Annotated in this window: 20 protein-coding genes and 1 pseudogene; 3 read left to right on the forward strand and 18 right to left on the reverse strand. The window is 38.1% G+C overall.

Features of this window, described 5'->3' with window-relative positions; genetic code table 11:
• Positions 1-9 precede the first annotated feature (9 nt).
• A complete protein-coding gene (locus tag GUU89_RS00475; protein WP_162126109.1) occupies positions 10-402 on the forward strand; it encodes a hypothetical protein in 393 nt (130 codons plus the stop codon).
• 44 nt (positions 403-446) lie between these two features.
• On the opposite strand, the gene GUU89_RS00480 is transcribed toward GUU89_RS00475, so the two are convergent.
• From GUU89_RS00480 to GUU89_RS15215, 3 genes are read right to left on the reverse strand one after another with little or no spacing between them, the layout of a single operon-like run.
• The gene (locus tag GUU89_RS00480) at positions 447-1,277 is read right to left on the reverse strand and encodes a lysophospholipid acyltransferase family protein (protein ID WP_162126110.1); all 831 of its coding nucleotides are present in this window, start codon (positions 1,275-1,277) and stop codon (positions 447-449) included.
• 47 nt (positions 1,278-1,324) lie between these two features.
• Positions 1,325-1,684 carry an NUDIX hydrolase gene (locus GUU89_RS15210; RefSeq protein WP_317163835.1) on the reverse strand — a complete coding sequence of 120 codons (360 nt, stop codon included), beginning with the start codon at positions 1,682-1,684 and terminating at the stop codon, positions 1,325-1,327.
• Positions 1,681-1,965 (reverse strand): NUDIX hydrolase, encoded by a 285-nt coding sequence (locus tag GUU89_RS15215; protein ID WP_317163836.1) that lies wholly within the window; start codon positions 1,963-1,965, stop codon positions 1,681-1,683. Before GUU89_RS15215 ends, GUU89_RS15210 begins: the two co-directional genes overlap by 4 nt.
• 65 nt (positions 1,966-2,030) lie before the next feature.
• On the opposite strand from GUU89_RS15215, the gene GUU89_RS00490 reads away from it, so the two are divergent.
• Positions 2,031-2,474 (forward strand): DUF4268 domain-containing protein, encoded by a 444-nt coding sequence (locus tag GUU89_RS00490; protein WP_162126111.1) that lies wholly within the window; start codon positions 2,031-2,033, stop codon positions 2,472-2,474.
• On the opposite strand, the gene GUU89_RS00495 is transcribed toward GUU89_RS00490, so the two are convergent.
• The 3 genes from GUU89_RS00495 to GUU89_RS14875 are packed head-to-tail and all read right to left on the reverse strand — an operon-like array spanning position 2,471 to position 3,182.
• Complete coding sequence (locus GUU89_RS00495; protein WP_162126112.1) at positions 2,471-2,767, reverse strand: DUF721 domain-containing protein; 297 nt, start codon at positions 2,765-2,767, stop codon at positions 2,471-2,473. The genes GUU89_RS00490 and GUU89_RS00495 overlap by 4 nt on opposite strands.
• Complete coding sequence (locus tag GUU89_RS14870; RefSeq protein ID WP_235921911.1) at positions 2,767-2,979, reverse strand: hypothetical protein; 213 nt, start codon at positions 2,977-2,979, stop codon at positions 2,767-2,769. The genes GUU89_RS00495 and GUU89_RS14870 overlap by 1 nt, the downstream gene beginning before the upstream one ends.
• A 29-nt stretch (positions 2,980-3,008) precedes the next feature.
• Positions 3,009-3,182 carry a hypothetical protein gene (locus GUU89_RS14875; RefSeq protein ID WP_235921912.1) on the reverse strand — a complete coding sequence of 58 codons (174 nt, stop codon included), beginning with the start codon at positions 3,180-3,182 and terminating at the stop codon, positions 3,009-3,011.
• A 133-nt stretch (positions 3,183-3,315) separates the two neighbouring features.
• Here GUU89_RS14875 and GUU89_RS00505 point away from each other — a divergent pair, with 133 nt between their 5' ends.
• Positions 3,316-4,683 (forward strand): serine hydrolase domain-containing protein, encoded by a 1,368-nt coding sequence (locus GUU89_RS00505; RefSeq protein ID WP_394350893.1) that lies wholly within the window; start codon positions 3,316-3,318, stop codon positions 4,681-4,683.
• 8 nt (positions 4,684-4,691) lie between these two features.
• On the opposite strand, the gene GUU89_RS00510 is transcribed toward GUU89_RS00505, so the two are convergent.
• The 12 genes and pseudogenes from GUU89_RS00510 to GUU89_RS00570 form a co-directional block, all read right to left on the reverse strand.
• Positions 4,692-4,874: a hypothetical protein gene (locus tag GUU89_RS00510; RefSeq protein WP_162126113.1), complete on the reverse strand. Its 183-nt coding sequence runs from the start codon at positions 4,872-4,874 to the stop codon at positions 4,692-4,694.
• 6 nt (positions 4,875-4,880) lie between these two features.
• Positions 4,881-5,834 carry a signal recognition particle-docking protein FtsY gene (gene ftsY, locus GUU89_RS00515; protein WP_162126114.1) on the reverse strand — a complete coding sequence of 318 codons (954 nt, stop codon included), beginning with the start codon at positions 5,832-5,834 and terminating at the stop codon, positions 4,881-4,883.
• Between the two features lie 98 nt (positions 5,835-5,932).
• Complete coding sequence (locus tag GUU89_RS00520) at positions 5,933-6,085, reverse strand: DUF4295 domain-containing protein (protein WP_162126115.1); 153 nt, start codon at positions 6,083-6,085, stop codon at positions 5,933-5,935.
• A 32-nt stretch (positions 6,086-6,117) separates the two neighbouring features.
• Positions 6,118-6,300 (reverse strand): 50S ribosomal protein L33, encoded by a 183-nt coding sequence (gene rpmG, locus GUU89_RS00525; protein ID WP_035126304.1) that lies wholly within the window; start codon positions 6,298-6,300, stop codon positions 6,118-6,120.
• A 26-nt stretch (positions 6,301-6,326) separates the two neighbouring features.
• Positions 6,327-6,563 carry a 50S ribosomal protein L28 gene (gene rpmB / locus GUU89_RS00530; protein WP_121313180.1) on the reverse strand — a complete coding sequence of 79 codons (237 nt, stop codon included), beginning with the start codon at positions 6,561-6,563 and terminating at the stop codon, positions 6,327-6,329.
• 72 nt (positions 6,564-6,635) lie between these two features.
• Positions 6,636-7,889: a CinA family nicotinamide mononucleotide deamidase-related protein gene (locus GUU89_RS00535; RefSeq protein WP_162126116.1), complete on the reverse strand. Its 1,254-nt coding sequence runs from the start codon at positions 7,887-7,889 to the stop codon at positions 6,636-6,638.
• A 137-nt stretch (positions 7,890-8,026) separates the two neighbouring features.
• Complete coding sequence (locus GUU89_RS00540; RefSeq protein WP_162126117.1) at positions 8,027-8,371, reverse strand: Hpt domain-containing protein; 345 nt, start codon at positions 8,369-8,371, stop codon at positions 8,027-8,029.
• On the reverse strand, positions 8,371-8,982 hold the full coding sequence (locus GUU89_RS00545; protein WP_162126118.1) for a fumarylacetoacetate hydrolase family protein: 612 nt from the start codon (positions 8,980-8,982) through the stop codon (positions 8,371-8,373). The genes GUU89_RS00540 and GUU89_RS00545 overlap by 1 nt, the downstream gene beginning before the upstream one ends.
• A 17-nt stretch (positions 8,983-8,999) precedes the next feature.
• Complete coding sequence (locus tag GUU89_RS00550) at positions 9,000-9,776, reverse strand: 3'-5' exonuclease (RefSeq protein WP_162126119.1); 777 nt, start codon at positions 9,774-9,776, stop codon at positions 9,000-9,002.
• Between the two features lie 137 nt (positions 9,777-9,913).
• Complete coding sequence (locus GUU89_RS00555; RefSeq protein ID WP_162126120.1) at positions 9,914-10,252, reverse strand: helix-turn-helix domain-containing protein; 339 nt, start codon at positions 10,250-10,252, stop codon at positions 9,914-9,916.
• Between the two features lie 743 nt (positions 10,253-10,995).
• Positions 10,996-12,290 (reverse strand): annotated as a pseudogene (locus GUU89_RS00565) (dihydrolipoamide acetyltransferase family protein).
• A gap of 109 nt (positions 12,291-12,399) precedes the next feature.
• Complete coding sequence (locus GUU89_RS00570) at positions 12,400-13,560, reverse strand: glycosyltransferase family 2 protein (protein WP_162126121.1); 1,161 nt, start codon at positions 13,558-13,560, stop codon at positions 12,400-12,402.
• Positions 13,561-13,599 lie beyond the last annotated feature (39 nt).

Below are 13,599 nucleotides of genomic sequence, written 5' to 3' on the forward strand. Positions count from 1 at the left end.
TTAAACCGCATGGCATCCAAACTTAAATATCTAGTTTTAATTCCGGTAGGTTTCCTGATTATATATGCGAGTAGCTTACTGCACCATGTGACTCCTCCTGATGCTGGAGAGTATTATTATACTAATTGGTTACGAAATAATTATACCTTCCTTACTGCCGGTCTTTTTCTTTTGGCCGGATTAGCAGCAGGTTATTATTTCAAACTTAATCCTTGGGGAATAGGTTTGTGCTTGGTGTTGCTTTTTCCAATAGCGAGTTTTTATGAAATGACTGTATATCGAGGCAGTCACAATTTAATCCCATTTGAGTTAATAATTCATTTCCTGATGGCTTTGCCTGCTATAGCCGGTGCCTTTCTGGGAAAACTACTGAATAAGAAAAGAAACGAAAGGAAACTTTAATTTTTTTGGCTCCAAATACGCATTAGTACCAACAAAAAATCCCTCTATTGAGGGACTTTGTTTTTATCTACATTCCATTTGCGGAGTTTGTTGAGGCGCTCTTGTTCGGCCAGTTCCTCGGCGGAAATAACTTTCAGAAAAGATGGGTGCTGCTCAATGGCATATTCTACTTTTTCTACAATTTGCTCTATGGTTTCGTTTTCATAATCAATAACCAGCGGCTCTTTGATAATGAATGATTGCAGGATATTTTTCTTTTTCAGGCGCAATCCTTTTTTGTCAAACGAACGACGGAAACCATCAATTACAATTGGCACCACAACCGGTTTGTGTTGTTTGATGATATGAGCCGTACCTTTACGCACCGGCTTAAACGACTTGGTTGTACCTTGCGGAAAAGTAATGACCCATCCGTCTTCTAAGGCAATACGAATGTTTTCGGTATCGTTAGGATTTACATCGCGTTTCTCAATTACATCTTTCCCACCCGAACGCCAAGTACGTTCTACACTAATAGCACCTACATAGGACAAAATACGAGGTAATAACCCGGCTTTCATGGTTTCGCTGGCCGCCACGTAATAGATATTCATTTTGGGTTGCCACAAATAGCCCACGTTTTTAATGTTGTTTTCTCTACCGGAAAGACTGGCATTAAACACATGAAACATAGCTACAACATCGGCAAAATAGGTTTGGTGATTGGAAATAAACAGTACGTTTTTATCGGGCAGGTTACGGATAATCTCAGAACCTTCGATGTGTAAATCATTAAAACCACGATAACGACGGTGGGTAATGGCACCAAAAATACGGATTAACCATTTTTTGATAATAAGGATATGACCAAAAGGATTTCGTTTCAACAATCCCATAGTGTAGTTTTTGTTTTTAGGTTGGCAAAGCTACAAAACTAAACCATTTATAAAACCATTTTCAACGTTTCTTTCAATTCGCTCAGCATCATGGCGGTGGCTCCCCAAACAAAGTGCTCTTCCACTTTAAATCCGGGTACTTCAAAGTCGCCGGCATAAGAGGTTTTCATGATTTTATTCTGCACTATGCTTTCGTCTAAGAAATGCACCAAAGGCAACTCAACCAACCCGGCTACCTCTGCTTCCTGAAGTGTAAAGCTGGGTTCACTAATGCTGTAGCCCAAATAGGGATAAACCATAAAATTGCTGGGCGGAATATAAACTTGAGTAAAAGGACGAATCAAATTAATATGCTCAGGATGTACGCCAATTTCCTCATGGGTTTCGCGTAGTGCCGTGTTGCTCAAATCGCCGTCAAATTCTTCTGCCTTTCCCCCGGAAAAGCTATTTGTGAAGAGTGAATACCATTATAAGAGGTGCGAAGAATTAAAGCCAAATGGGTTTGCTCTTGCTTAGGATAAAACAACATCATTACGGCTGCTTTGCGGGGACTCATTTTATCAAAATCGATGTTTTTAAGCAACTCTAATCGGTTGGACGGTGCCATTTTTGCATGGGCATGCGTTGCCGGAAGCGCGACATTTTGTATTTTTGGCGTGTATTTTAAAAACTCTTCAAAGTGCATCATACCTAGTTTTAGAAATATAAAGTTACCTCAAAAATTTAACGCAAACCAATTTTAACTCAATTAAAATGTACAGCAAAGAAGAAGCCTTAGCCATAAAAAAAGAATTCTGGACGGCATTTGCCACGGCTTATCCACGCAAATGGTTGTTGTATAACACTAAGATAAAGGACGTTACTTTTAAATTTTATATCGACAACAAGAAGGCGCAAGTGCTTTTAGACATTGAGCCCAAAGAAGAGGAAAAGCGCAAAATATATTATGAAAAAATAGAATCGCTAAAGACTATACTGCTCGAAGAATACTTACCGGAAGCCATTTTAGAGAGAAATTTTTACTTGGAAAACGGTAAAGTAATTAGCCGAATTTGGATAGAAAAATTGGGCGTAAGCCTAAATAACAAGAGCTATTGGCCTGAGATTTTTGATTTTTTTAATGATACGATGTCGCAATTTGAATTCTTTTTCTACGAATACGAAGACTACATCAAAGATTTAGAAACAAATACTTAACGGAGAATAATATCTTTGACCACTTCTTTGCGGAGTTCCTCGTTAATCATGGTGATGATTTTGGTTTTGCCATAACTCAACTCTTCGCGCAACACGGCCGAAGTTAATGAAACATATAGCGTTGAACCTTTAAGTACTACTTCTTTAGTATAATTGTTCACGCCATTGCCCATAAGTGATTTCCACGCTTGCTGCACGTCAATCTTGTCCATACCGGTTTGGAGTTTATTGGTTTCAATAAACGCTTTGAGGACATCTCCTATAGAGCTTTCGTTGCTGAGTCTTTTGGCCATTATTTTAGCGAAAACGGGGTGAATCTTTTATAAGTGTATTCCAGTTGATCTTTGTTTTTCAGTACCAAAGTGGAATCGGCCAGCTCCATGATTTCTTCCTGCCATTTGCCGTATTTGGTATTGTATTCAATAAAGTAATCGTTGTCTTTTGAAACAATTTTAATGTTTTCTTTGATGTCATTGGTTTTATATCGGCCATCAAATTGCGGCATTACTTTTTGGCGAAAGCCTACTTCATTTTTTAGTTCAAAATAATCAATAGTTTCGTTGATTTTATAGTCTTTTTTTCACCATTCGCCATTTCAACTTGTTTAATTTCCCAATACCCGTTGAGCTTTGCCAGGTCTTCTTTTTTAACATTAGGATGACAGGAAATCAATAGCAGAGTAAGGAATAGCAAACTAAATTTCTTCATGATGGCTTGGGCTTTATGATGACACAAATTTAAATTTTAAACTTAATAAAGCGTAGTAAAAGAGAATTAATGTTATCAACATTAAACTATTTGATATCTTTAAGGTCTTACGTCAGATTTTAAAAAAATGATTATGAGAAATCTTTCCTTATTGCTGTTTCTTTTTGTGAGTTTATCTTGGTCATGTTCAAGTGACAGCAGCAGTGCTGAAGCTACTATGGCATCTTTGACTACAACATCCTGCAGCGTTACTACAAATTCAACAACAGTTAGTGGAGGTAGTATCAGTGCTGATGGAGGAGCTACAATAACCCAAAGAGGCGTATGCTGGAGTATGAATCATAATCCGACTACAGCTGATAGTAAAACAACAGACGGTAGCGGAAGTGGTAGTTTTACTTCAAACATTACCGAATTAATTCCTAATACACTATATTATATAAGAGCCTATGCTATTAACTCCGTAGGGACAGCTTATGGAAACGAGGTAACGTGCACAACCGAAGAAACAATGTATTTTCCACCCAACGATGGCAGCAGTACTTGGGAAACTAAAAGCCTAGCCGCTTTAAGTTGGAATCAAAGTGCCGTACAACCCTTGTTAGATTATTTGGAACTGAAACATACTAAATCCTTTATCATACTCGTTAACGGCAGAATAGTGATGGAAAATTATTTTAACGGACACAGCGCTACTACTCCGTGGTATTGGGCCAGTGCCGGAAAGACACTAACTTCAACGGTTACAGGCATAGCAGAACAAGAAGGTTTTTTAAACATTAACAATAAAGTTTCAACTTATATTGGAACCGGCTGGACGAATGAAACTTTGGCACAAGAAAATTTAATTACGTGTAAAAACTTATTGAGTATGACCTCGGGCATTGATGATTATGTGGGTGGCGTTTACAGTGATGATGTGACGCCTTCAAGTCTGAATTACAAAGCTGATGCCGGAACCCGTTGGGCTTACAGCAATGTGTATGTAAAATTACAAGATGTGGTGGCCAATGCTACCGGACAAACCTGGAGCGCATATTTTAATAGCAAGTTGAGAGATAAATTAGGCATGACAGGGTCATGGATACAATCAGGAAACAACAGTGTATACTGGAGTACCACACGTAGCATGGCGCGTTTTGGGTTAATGGCTTTGAACAATGGTAAATGGAATGGCACGACAATAGTAAATCAGAACTACTTCACAGCAGCCACAACTACTTCGCAAAATATTAATTTGAGTTATGGGTATTTGTGGTGGTTAAATGGTAAAGCCAGTTACCATATGCCACAAGTGCAAGTCGAATTCCCGGGAAGTATTATTCCAACAGGGCCTAATGATATGTTTATGGCCTTAGGTAAAAATGACCAAAAAATTTATGTCATTCCAAGTAAAAAAATGGTAGTCATCCGCATGGGGGATGCTGCAGATAGTGAAAACTTAGCGCTTTCTGATTTTGACGAAACGCTTTGGGAGAAAATTGTAGCGTTATACCAGTAAAGTGCTTTTTATTTGGAATTGAAATATTTAATGACTGCGTAAATAAACAACAGAAATGCTATCAAACGCAATCCCATAAAAACATTAGGAAGTGGTTTCTCGATAAAAATACCAACAAATCCAATAAGAATAGATAGCAACACCAACTTTATCGGAGATGAATCTTTAAAAAAGCCTATAACTTTATTCATATTTTTTTATTTAAAAAACGAATCTACAAATTCAAATTTATTAAAAACCTGTAAATCCTCAATACCTTCACCAACGCCAATATATTTTACAGGGATTTGGAACTGATCGGATATTCCGATAACTACTCCACCTTTGGCTGTTCCGTCTAACTTAGTTACTGCAAGACAGGAAACTTCTGTAGCCGCGGTAAATTGTTTAGCTTGTTCAAAAGCATTCTGTCCGGTTGAACCATCTAAAACTAATAATACATCGTGTGGCGCATCTTCGATCACTTTTTGCATCACGCGTTTTACTTTGGTTAACTCATTCATTAAATTAACTTTATTATGCAAACGACCGGCAGTATCTATAATCACAACATCGGCATTTTGAGTCACAGCACTTTGTAATGTATCAAAAGCTACTGAGGCCGGGTCACTTCCCATTTGTTGTTTTACCAATGGTACACCTACTCTGTCTGCCCAAATCTGCAATTGGTCAATCGCAGCGGCACGGAAAGTATCAGCCGCACCAAGTACAACTTTATACCCCGCTTTGTTAAATTGATGAGCCAACTTCCCGATAGTAGTCGTTTTACCAACACCGTTTACACCAACTACCATTAAAACATATGGCTTTTTATTGGCCGGAATGGTAAACTCAGTTTCTTCACCTGATTGGGTTTCTGAAAGTAAGGCCGCTATTTCTTCACGAAGTATTTTATTTAATTCATCCGTACCCATGTACTTGTCATTGGCTACACGAGCTTCGATTCTTTCAATAATTTTCAAGGTAGTATTAACACCCACATCCGAAGACACTAATACTTCTTCTAAGTTATCTAAAACCTCATCGTCTACTTTAGATTTTCCGGCAACAGCTTTGGTTAGCTTGGAGAAAAACGAGGTTTTCGTTTGTTCCAAACCTTTATCTAAGGTTTCCTTCTTTTCGGAGGAAAATATTCTTTTGAAAAAACTCATGGTTCAGGGATTGACTATTCAAAAATTGTTGGACAAATATAAAAATAAAAAAGCTACTTCCGAATGAAAGTAGCTTTGATATATAAGAGTTTATTGAATTAGTTCTTTTTAAGGAAACTATCTACTTCTTCCGGTGTCATGATGCTTTCCACGAAAGTATAGGCACCTGTTTTTGGAGACTTAACCATTTTAATAGCTTTGGTTAATCTTTTTGAAGCTGTCTGTAACGTTGCAACGGTCTTTTTTGCCATGATTTATATCTTTAAAATCCTTTGTAAGGATATTATTTAATTTCTTTATGAACAGTCATTCTCTTTAAGATTGGATTAAATTTTTTAATCTCTAATCTGTCCGGAGTATTTTTTTTGTTTTTGTTTGTGATGTAACGAGAAGTTCCAGGAAGACCTGTTCCTTTGTGCTCAGTACACTCTAAAATAACTTGTATTCTATTACCTTTCTTTGCCATCTTACTTTATTTTTATTTGGATAGAATTATTTAATAAATCCTTCAACTTTTGCTTTTTTCAAAACAGCAGCCAATCCATTTTTATTGATTGTTTTAATTGTAGACGCAGCTACTCTTAGCGTAATCCATCTGTCTTCTTCAGCAAGATAGAAACGTTTTTTAACTAAGTTAACAGAAAATTTTCTCTTAGTTTTGTTCATAGCGTGAGAAACGTTATTTCCTACCATCGCTCTTTTACCTGTAAGGTCACAAACTCTTGACATTATGCTTTTCTTTTATCGTTATTCAATTCGAGGGTGCAAACTTAAGCAAAATAAATCATTGTAACAAAAAAATTATGGCAGTTTTTTAAAAATTTCTTTCTGCAACATTTCTAACGCTTTATTTGCCGTTCTATCTATCACTTTTTCACGAGGTTGACCGAAATTAAATTCTTCAATTATTATTTCCTCCGGTGTAGCCAAAGCGATAAAAACGGTACCCACTTCAGCATCTGCATCACCTTTAGCCGGTCCTGCATTTCCTGTTGTAGCAATGGCGTAATCCGTTTGCATCAACTTTTTAATTCCGACAGCCATTTCTTTGGCTACTTCGCCGCTAACCACCGTATGCTTGCTAATTGTACTTGGTAAAACACCCAAGACAGAAACTTTGGTATCGGTAGCATAACTCACCACACTGCCTCTGAAATAATGCGATGAACCCGCTACGGAAGTAAACATTTGAGCGATTTTGCCTCCAGTACAACTTTCGGCTGTGGCTATGGTTTTGCCTTGTTGTGCTAACAATCGTCCCAAAACTACTTCTATGGTTTGATCTTCATCAAAGCCGACTATGATATCACCAATGATTTTGGTTAAAGAATCTACATTTTCTTGTATGGCTTTTTCCAGAGTTTCTTTGTTTTCACCGCGAGCCGTTAAGCGCAAACGCACTCTGCCGGGATTGGGTAAATAAGCGAGCTTTATAAACTCAGGCAAACTGTTTTCCCAATGTTCAATGCGCTCAGCAATCAGGCTTTCTCCTTGTCCGTAAGTGAGTATGGTTTTGTGAACGAAGTAAGGTCGCTTGTACTCTTTTACGACTTTTGGAATGATTTCGTTGTCAACGATATACTTCATTTCATAAGGCACTCCAGGTAAAGAAATATAAACGGTGTTCTCCTTTTTCATCCACATGCCGGGCGCGGTTCCCATTTTATTGAAAAGCACTTCGCATTTAGACGGCACTAAGGCCTGATCGCGATTTAATTGGGTAATGGGTCTTTTGTAAAAGCCTTCTATTAATTCAATAACATGGGCTTCTACTTTTGGATTTACCACGAGGGTATCCTCAAAATATTCACAAAAAGTGTGTTTGGTAATGTCGTCTTTGGTTGGCCCTAAGCCACCGGTGATAATGACCAAATCGACTTTGTTTTGCAGTGAGGCAAACGTAGTTAAAATGTGTTGTTTATCATCGGAAATGGAGAGCATTTCGTGGGTTTGCACTCCAATCTTATCTAACGCTTTGGCAATATAACCGGAATTAGTGTCTACGATTTGCCCGATGAGAATTTCGTCGCCAATGGTTACTATGGTTGCTTTCATTAGAAATTGCGGATTTAGGAATTGGGATTTAGGATTTAGAAATGGAATCCTGACTAGCCCCGGTTGCAGCGGCACCTTGTAGAGCGGAAAACGGGAAATACCATTACTGATATTGCCCGAGCCTTTCGCTTCTTATTTTACATTTCAAAATCTTTCTTGATTTCTTTAACCGCTTTTTCAACCTGATTTTGAATACTTTCAAAAGTGTCGACAATTTCTTTGCGTTTGCCTTCTCTTTTGGTCCAGGCTTCTACCTGAAGGATTTCTTCAAAGGCTACGGTCATGCCCAATAAATCCAAACTTGGTTTTATTTTGTGTGCGTAACTGTAAGCCAATTTGTGGTCTTTGGTTTTGATGCCCAAATCAATTTGTTTCATGTCTTCGGGTACCTCTGTAACAAACAATGTGATGATTTGCATAACAAATTCGGGGTCATTGTCAGACAGCGCGTAAACTTTTGCTAGGTTGTAATTTATTGCCATTATTTAACGTGTATTCGTAATAGTTGTTTATTGTCTATAAATCCTTCTAAAACATCGTTGGGAGCTACTTTGGCAACGCCTTCGGGTGTTCCGGTGAAAATAATATCACCTTTTTTTAGTGTGAAATACTGCGAAATATGGGAAATTATTTCGTCAATTTTCCACAACATGTGGCTGGTATTTCCTTTTTGAACGGTTTGGCCGTTATTTTTCAACTCAAAAGTAATATTTTCGACTGAAATAAAATTATTTTTCGGAAGAAAGTCACCAATTACCGCTGAACCGTCAAAACCTTTGGCTTTTTCCCAAGGAAGTCCTTTTTCTTTTAATTTATTTTGAACATCTCTTGCAGTAAAATCGATGCCCAATCCTATTTCATCGTAATATTTGTGAGCAAACTTGGTATCAATGTATTTCCCCACTTTGTTGATTTTAACTAAAATCTCTACTTCGTGGTGAATTTCGTTACTGAAAGCCGGGATGAAGAAAGGGAATTTCTTAGGCACTACAGCCGTATCCGGTTTCAGAAAAATTACAGGTTCCTCAGGACGCTCATTGTTGAGCTCCTCAATATGGTTGACGTAATTTCTTCCGATGCAGATTATTTTCATGAAGGATAAAACGGAAATTAACTGAATTTATTGTTTAGTTTTCTCAACTTGATTGCGGTTAACACTTTCTTGGTGTATAGCGGAAATTCGGCATTTTGAATCCAACCGAAATAACCCGGTTCTTTATCCAAAACCTCATCTACCAACACCCCTTTGTGTTTCCCGAAAGTGAAGATTTCCTGTCCTTCGGCATTCAAAGCGATAAAACCGGCAAAGTCGACCGATTTTTTTCGGGTGGTGAATTCGGACAGCGTTTTCATATCGTTTTCTAAATCGTCGTAACGGTCTAATTGAGCTTTTAGGATTTCGTATGTAGCCATCGTATCTGCTTCTGCCGAATGGGCATTTTCCAAACTACTGTTGCAGTAAAACTTATAAGCGGCACTCAGGGTTCTTTCTTCTTTTTTATGGAAGATGGTTTGCACATCCACTGACACTCGGTTTTTCATATCAAAATCAACCTCAGCTCGCAATAATTCTTCGGCCAAAAGCGGAATATCAAATCGATCCGAATTGAATCCGGCCAAATCAGAATCTTTAATCATATTATGCACTTGCCCGGCGAGTTCCTTGAATGTGGGCTCATTAGCCACTTTTTCATTGGAAATACCATGCACGGCGGTAGCACTTGCCGGAATAGGAATAGTAGGATTCACCAGCCAAGTTTTGCTTTCTTTATTGCCGTTGGGATAGACTTTAAAAATCGAGATTTCAACGATTCGGTCTTTGGCCACATCGATTCCTGTGGTTTCTAAATCGAAAAAGCAAATGGGTCTGTTGAGTTTTAATTCCATTGTAAAATGTTAAGTCGACAAATATAAAATATTGCGGTTACCGTTGGTCGATTATTTTAAAAGTTTTGCTTTTTTTTATACAAAAAACCCTTTCACAATAGGAAAGGGTTGACTGCTACTTATTTTGGCGTTTAGTATTATTTTGTGGTATCAAATTTAGTGATGATAAAATCCATTTTACGGTTCAAATCCTCAAAAAAATTATTGGGTGCTTTTATGATGATTTCGAAACCTTTATCGGTAGGATTTACTGCTGAATTATACACTGTAGCTGCAGTAGTTTTTTCTTCGTGAAACAAATAATCCATTTGTATTTCTAAGGCTTCAGCCAGTTTTTTGATGTGCTCATGCCGGATACTTTTACCTTGTTCCCAGTTGCCGATAGTTACCTGACTCACCCCGACAAGATGAGCCAATTCTTCCTGTGATAATCTTTTTTTCTCTCTGAGATAGCGAATTTTAGTTCCGGTGGTCATAGTTAAGCAGTTTAAAATTAGTTAGAGAATAGTAGCTGAAATGAAATGGCAAATCACAACGCTAAGTACTTATACTATAACGAAATAATGTTAAAATTATTGTGTGATAAGTCGTGTTATAATAAAACTTATAAAATTTAAAAGACCCCTTATTAACTTTAAAAGTTTGCCTTTTGGAATGTGGTTTTTATTGCCGCAACTTTACCCTATCAATTGGTTTAAAAACGATTCATTATGCAAAACGGTTACGCTAACTTTTTAATCCTGTTTTATTATGAATCCTATTTCCAACTGCAGCCTCTCTGTGACATTCAAATCGGTATTGGCCTCTCTTTTATTAGTGCCAACAATAGCCAATGCTCAATCAGACACCGTAAACCTAATTCGGGGTGGTGAATTATTATTTGGTGGTTTAATCACTATTTTTTCTTCGAACAAATCCGAAAAAGAGACCAGTACTACTGTAGAAAGTGTGTGCGTCAAAAATAAACTAACAGACAAAATCACATTCATCATTACGCGACAAACCGAAGACGGAGACGAAATCAGAAAAGAGTTGGTCATTCAGAAAGACAGCAAAGAATTCTTCTATGAGTTACCAAAAGGTGTTTATACTTATGAAGTAGTTTTGGCTAATAATGATGTTTTTAAGAAAGGGGAATGTCGGTTTGTTGACAAAGCGGTCATTAGCATCAATGGTGAAATAATACAAAACCCGAGGATTAGTCGGGGTTTATATGTTTTTAATATTCTCTGTTCACATCAAAGGCTTCGAGGTATTCAGCTACGCGTTTTACAAAGCTTCCTCCTAAGGCCCATCTACCACACGATGATCGTAACTGTGCGATAAGAACATTTTTTGACGGATTCCTATGAAGTCTCCTTCCGGAGTCTCGATAACTGCAGGCACTTTACGAATAGCTCCTAAAGCAAGGATTCCTACTTGTGGCTGGTTGATGATTGGTGTTCCGAAAACAGAACCAAAAGTTCCCACATTCGTCACGGTGTATGTTCCGCCTTGCGTATCGTCCGGTTTTAGTTTACCGGCTTTGGCACGATTACCTAAATCGTTTACCGCTTTAGCCATCCCTACCAAGTTCAATTGGTCAGCATTTTTAATTACCGGTACGATTAAGTTTCCATTAGGTAAAGCAGCCGCCATTCCTAAGTTGATATTTTTACGTTTAATAATAAATTCACCATCAACTGAAATATTCATTCCCGGGAAATCCTTTAAGGCTTTGGCCACGGCTTCCATAAAGATTGGGGTGAAAGTCAACTTCTCGCCTTCTCTCTTTTCGAAAGCATTTTTCACGCGATCTCTCCATTTTACGATATTGGTCACATCCACTTCTATGAACGATTGTACGTGCGCCGATGTTTGTACCGATGCTACCATGTAGCCCGAGATTAGCTTACGCATGCGGTCCATTTCTACGATTTCGTCACCACCGTTTACCGATACCGGAGTTGCGATTGGAGCCGTTGTTTTAGGAGCAGCTGCGGCAACAGGAGCCGGAGTGGCAGCAGCAGGTTGACTGCCTCTGTTTTTGATATAATTTAAAATGTCTTCTTTCGTAACACGTCCGTCTTTTCCGGAACCGGCAATGCTTTCTAATTCAGTAAGCGCAATGCCTTCAGCCGTGGCAATATTTTTTACCAATGGAGAGAAGAATTTGTCTGACGATTTGAAATCGGCCGGAGCGGCAATGGTTTGGGCAACTTCAACGGTTTTAACCACTTCAGCAACCGGAGCGGCCACAGTTTCGGCAACCGGAGCAGCAGCTACGCTTCCGCCTTCCGTTTCAATAATGGCTATCGTCTGCCCCACTTTTACTACATCATTTACCTGGAATAAAATTTCGGTTAAGGTACCCGAAACTTCGCTTGGCACTTCGCTATCGACTTTATCAGTAGCGATTTCCAAAACGGCTTCGTCGGCAGCTATTGTTTCGCCTACATTTTTTAACCAATTTGTAATCGTTGCTTCCGCAACGCTTTCACCCATTTTAGGTAATTTCAATTCAAACTTTGCCATATTGATACTCTAAAGTTGTGTTTTGTTATTTCGTGTGCAAAAATACTAAATCTTGTGGGTTAGCAAGAATCTTTTTTAATTTAAAATCCTTAATCCTAATTTCCAAATCCTAAATTAGCACCACTTCACCTCTGTCGTTACTGCTGTTGCTTCCAATGATGAAATGGCTCTCAGGCGGTAACAATTTAAAAGTAAATGCATTAGTTGCATTTACTTCTAAAAAACGGATGGATTCTCTAAAGCTTACGTCGTTTAAATCCAAGATTATTTCTTCGTTTTTGCCTTTCGAAATCGTTTGCGAAAATACTATTTTTCCGTTTTCCGGGGCCTTTCTGATTGTATTTTTTTGAAGCTTTTGTTCCACTATTTCTTTGGTGGCTTCCTTATTTGAAATCAGAATATACCGCTCAGGAGTCTGTTTTGCTTTTGATTTTCCCTGAAACATTTTAACCAAGGAGAAGAAAACTATCCCTATTTTCATAAACAATGAGAAGAAAACCGAAACTTTAAAATGTTTTTGATAAAAGAAATTCATCGCTTCCTGAAAGCGTTTCATGTAGGTTCCGTCTTTGACGGTGCTTTCTCCTTTATAATGTATGACGGTGGTTTCGGGGAAATAATAATTAGATTTCCCTTTTTGCAAAGCCATATAACTCAAGTCAATGTCATCCGAATACATGAAACAATTTTCATCAAAACCACCCAGTTCAATATACAATTCACGCTTCATGACCATAAAAGCCCCAACGAGAATTTCGACTTTTCCGGTTTGGTTTTCGCCAAGATGTTGTGCGTAATATTTATTGAAAAGAGCCGAATTCGGGAACATTTTGTACAAGCCGAAAATCTTGGTAAAAGCTACCCAAGGCGTTGGAATGCCGCGTTTACTTTCCGGTAAAAACTTTCCGGTACCATCAATAAGTTTGCAGCCCACTATACCCAAATCGATTTTGCTTTTGGCAAAAGCCAGTACTTTTTCAAAAGTATCTTCGGCGACTACGGTATCGGGATTTAGGATGCAAATGTATTCGCCTTTGGTTTGTGCTACTCCTATATTATTGCCTTTGGGGAAGCCTGCGTTTTCTTTGTTTTGAATGAGTTTGACATTAGGAAAACGTTGTTGCATCATGGCGCAGCTGTCATCAGAAGAATTATTATCCACCACTATGATTTCGGCTTCTATATTTTGAATGGCCTTTTGGACACTCAAGACACAGAGCTCCAAAAAATAGCGTACGTTATAATTAAGGATGATGACCGATAGTTGCATTGGACAAATATAATGGATTGTTAGATTATTAGATACGGC

Source organism: Flavobacterium phycosphaerae (assembly GCF_010119235.1).
GTDB lineage: Bacteria > Bacteroidota > Bacteroidia > Flavobacteriales > Flavobacteriaceae > Flavobacterium > Flavobacterium phycosphaerae.

What these genes read in the sequence shown, in the direction of transcription:
- GUU89_RS00475 (WP_162126109.1), top strand. Translation starts at nt 10, where the DNA reads ATGGCATCCAAACTTAAATATCTAGTTTTAATTCCGGTAGGTTTCCTG.
- GUU89_RS00480 (WP_162126110.1), bottom strand. Translation starts at nt 1,277, where the DNA reads ATGGGATTGTTGAAACGAAATCCTTTTGGTCATATCCTTATTATCAAA.
- GUU89_RS15215 (WP_317163836.1), bottom strand. Translation starts at nt 1,965, where the DNA reads ATGATGCACTTTGAAGAGTTTTTAAAATACACGCCAAAAATACAAAAT.
- GUU89_RS00490 (WP_162126111.1), top strand. Translation starts at nt 2,031, where the DNA reads ATGTACAGCAAAGAAGAAGCCTTAGCCATAAAAAAAGAATTCTGGACG.
- GUU89_RS00495 (WP_162126112.1), bottom strand. Translation starts at nt 2,767, where the DNA reads ATGGCCAAAAGACTCAGCAACGAAAGCTCTATAGGAGATGTCCTCAAA.
- GUU89_RS14870 (WP_235921911.1), bottom strand. Translation starts at nt 2,979, where the DNA reads ATGCCGCAATTTGATGGCCGATATAAAACCAATGACATCAAAGAAAAC.
- GUU89_RS14875 (WP_235921912.1), bottom strand. Translation starts at nt 3,182, where the DNA reads ATGAAGAAATTTAGTTTGCTATTCCTTACTCTGCTATTGATTTCCTGT.
- GUU89_RS00505 (WP_394350893.1), top strand. Translation starts at nt 3,316, where the DNA reads ATGAGAAATCTTTCCTTATTGCTGTTTCTTTTTGTGAGTTTATCTTGG.
- GUU89_RS00510 (WP_162126113.1), bottom strand. Translation starts at nt 4,874, where the DNA reads ATGAATAAAGTTATAGGCTTTTTTAAAGATTCATCTCCGATAAAGTTG.
- ftsY (WP_162126114.1), bottom strand. Translation starts at nt 5,834, where the DNA reads ATGAGTTTTTTCAAAAGAATATTTTCCTCCGAAAAGAAGGAAACCTTA.
- GUU89_RS00520 (WP_162126115.1), bottom strand. Translation starts at nt 6,085, where the DNA reads ATGGCAAAAAAGACCGTTGCAACGTTACAGACAGCTTCAAAAAGATTA.
- rpmG (WP_035126304.1), bottom strand. Translation starts at nt 6,300, where the DNA reads ATGGCAAAGAAAGGTAATAGAATACAAGTTATTTTAGAGTGTACTGAG.
- rpmB (WP_121313180.1), bottom strand. Translation starts at nt 6,563, where the DNA reads ATGTCAAGAGTTTGTGACCTTACAGGTAAAAGAGCGATGGTAGGAAAT.
- GUU89_RS00535 (WP_162126116.1), bottom strand. Translation starts at nt 7,889, where the DNA reads ATGAAAGCAACCATAGTAACCATTGGCGACGAAATTCTCATCGGGCAA.
- GUU89_RS00540 (WP_162126117.1), bottom strand. Translation starts at nt 8,371, where the DNA reads ATGGCAATAAATTACAACCTAGCAAAAGTTTACGCGCTGTCTGACAAT.
- GUU89_RS00545 (WP_162126118.1), bottom strand. Translation starts at nt 8,982, where the DNA reads ATGAAAATAATCTGCATCGGAAGAAATTACGTCAACCATATTGAGGAG.
- GUU89_RS00550 (WP_162126119.1), bottom strand. Translation starts at nt 9,776, where the DNA reads ATGGAATTAAAACTCAACAGACCCATTTGCTTTTTCGATTTAGAAACC.
- GUU89_RS00555 (WP_162126120.1), bottom strand. Translation starts at nt 10,252, where the DNA reads ATGACCACCGGAACTAAAATTCGCTATCTCAGAGAGAAAAAAAGATTA.
- GUU89_RS00570 (WP_162126121.1), bottom strand. Translation starts at nt 13,560, where the DNA reads ATGCAACTATCGGTCATCATCCTTAATTATAACGTACGCTATTTTTTG.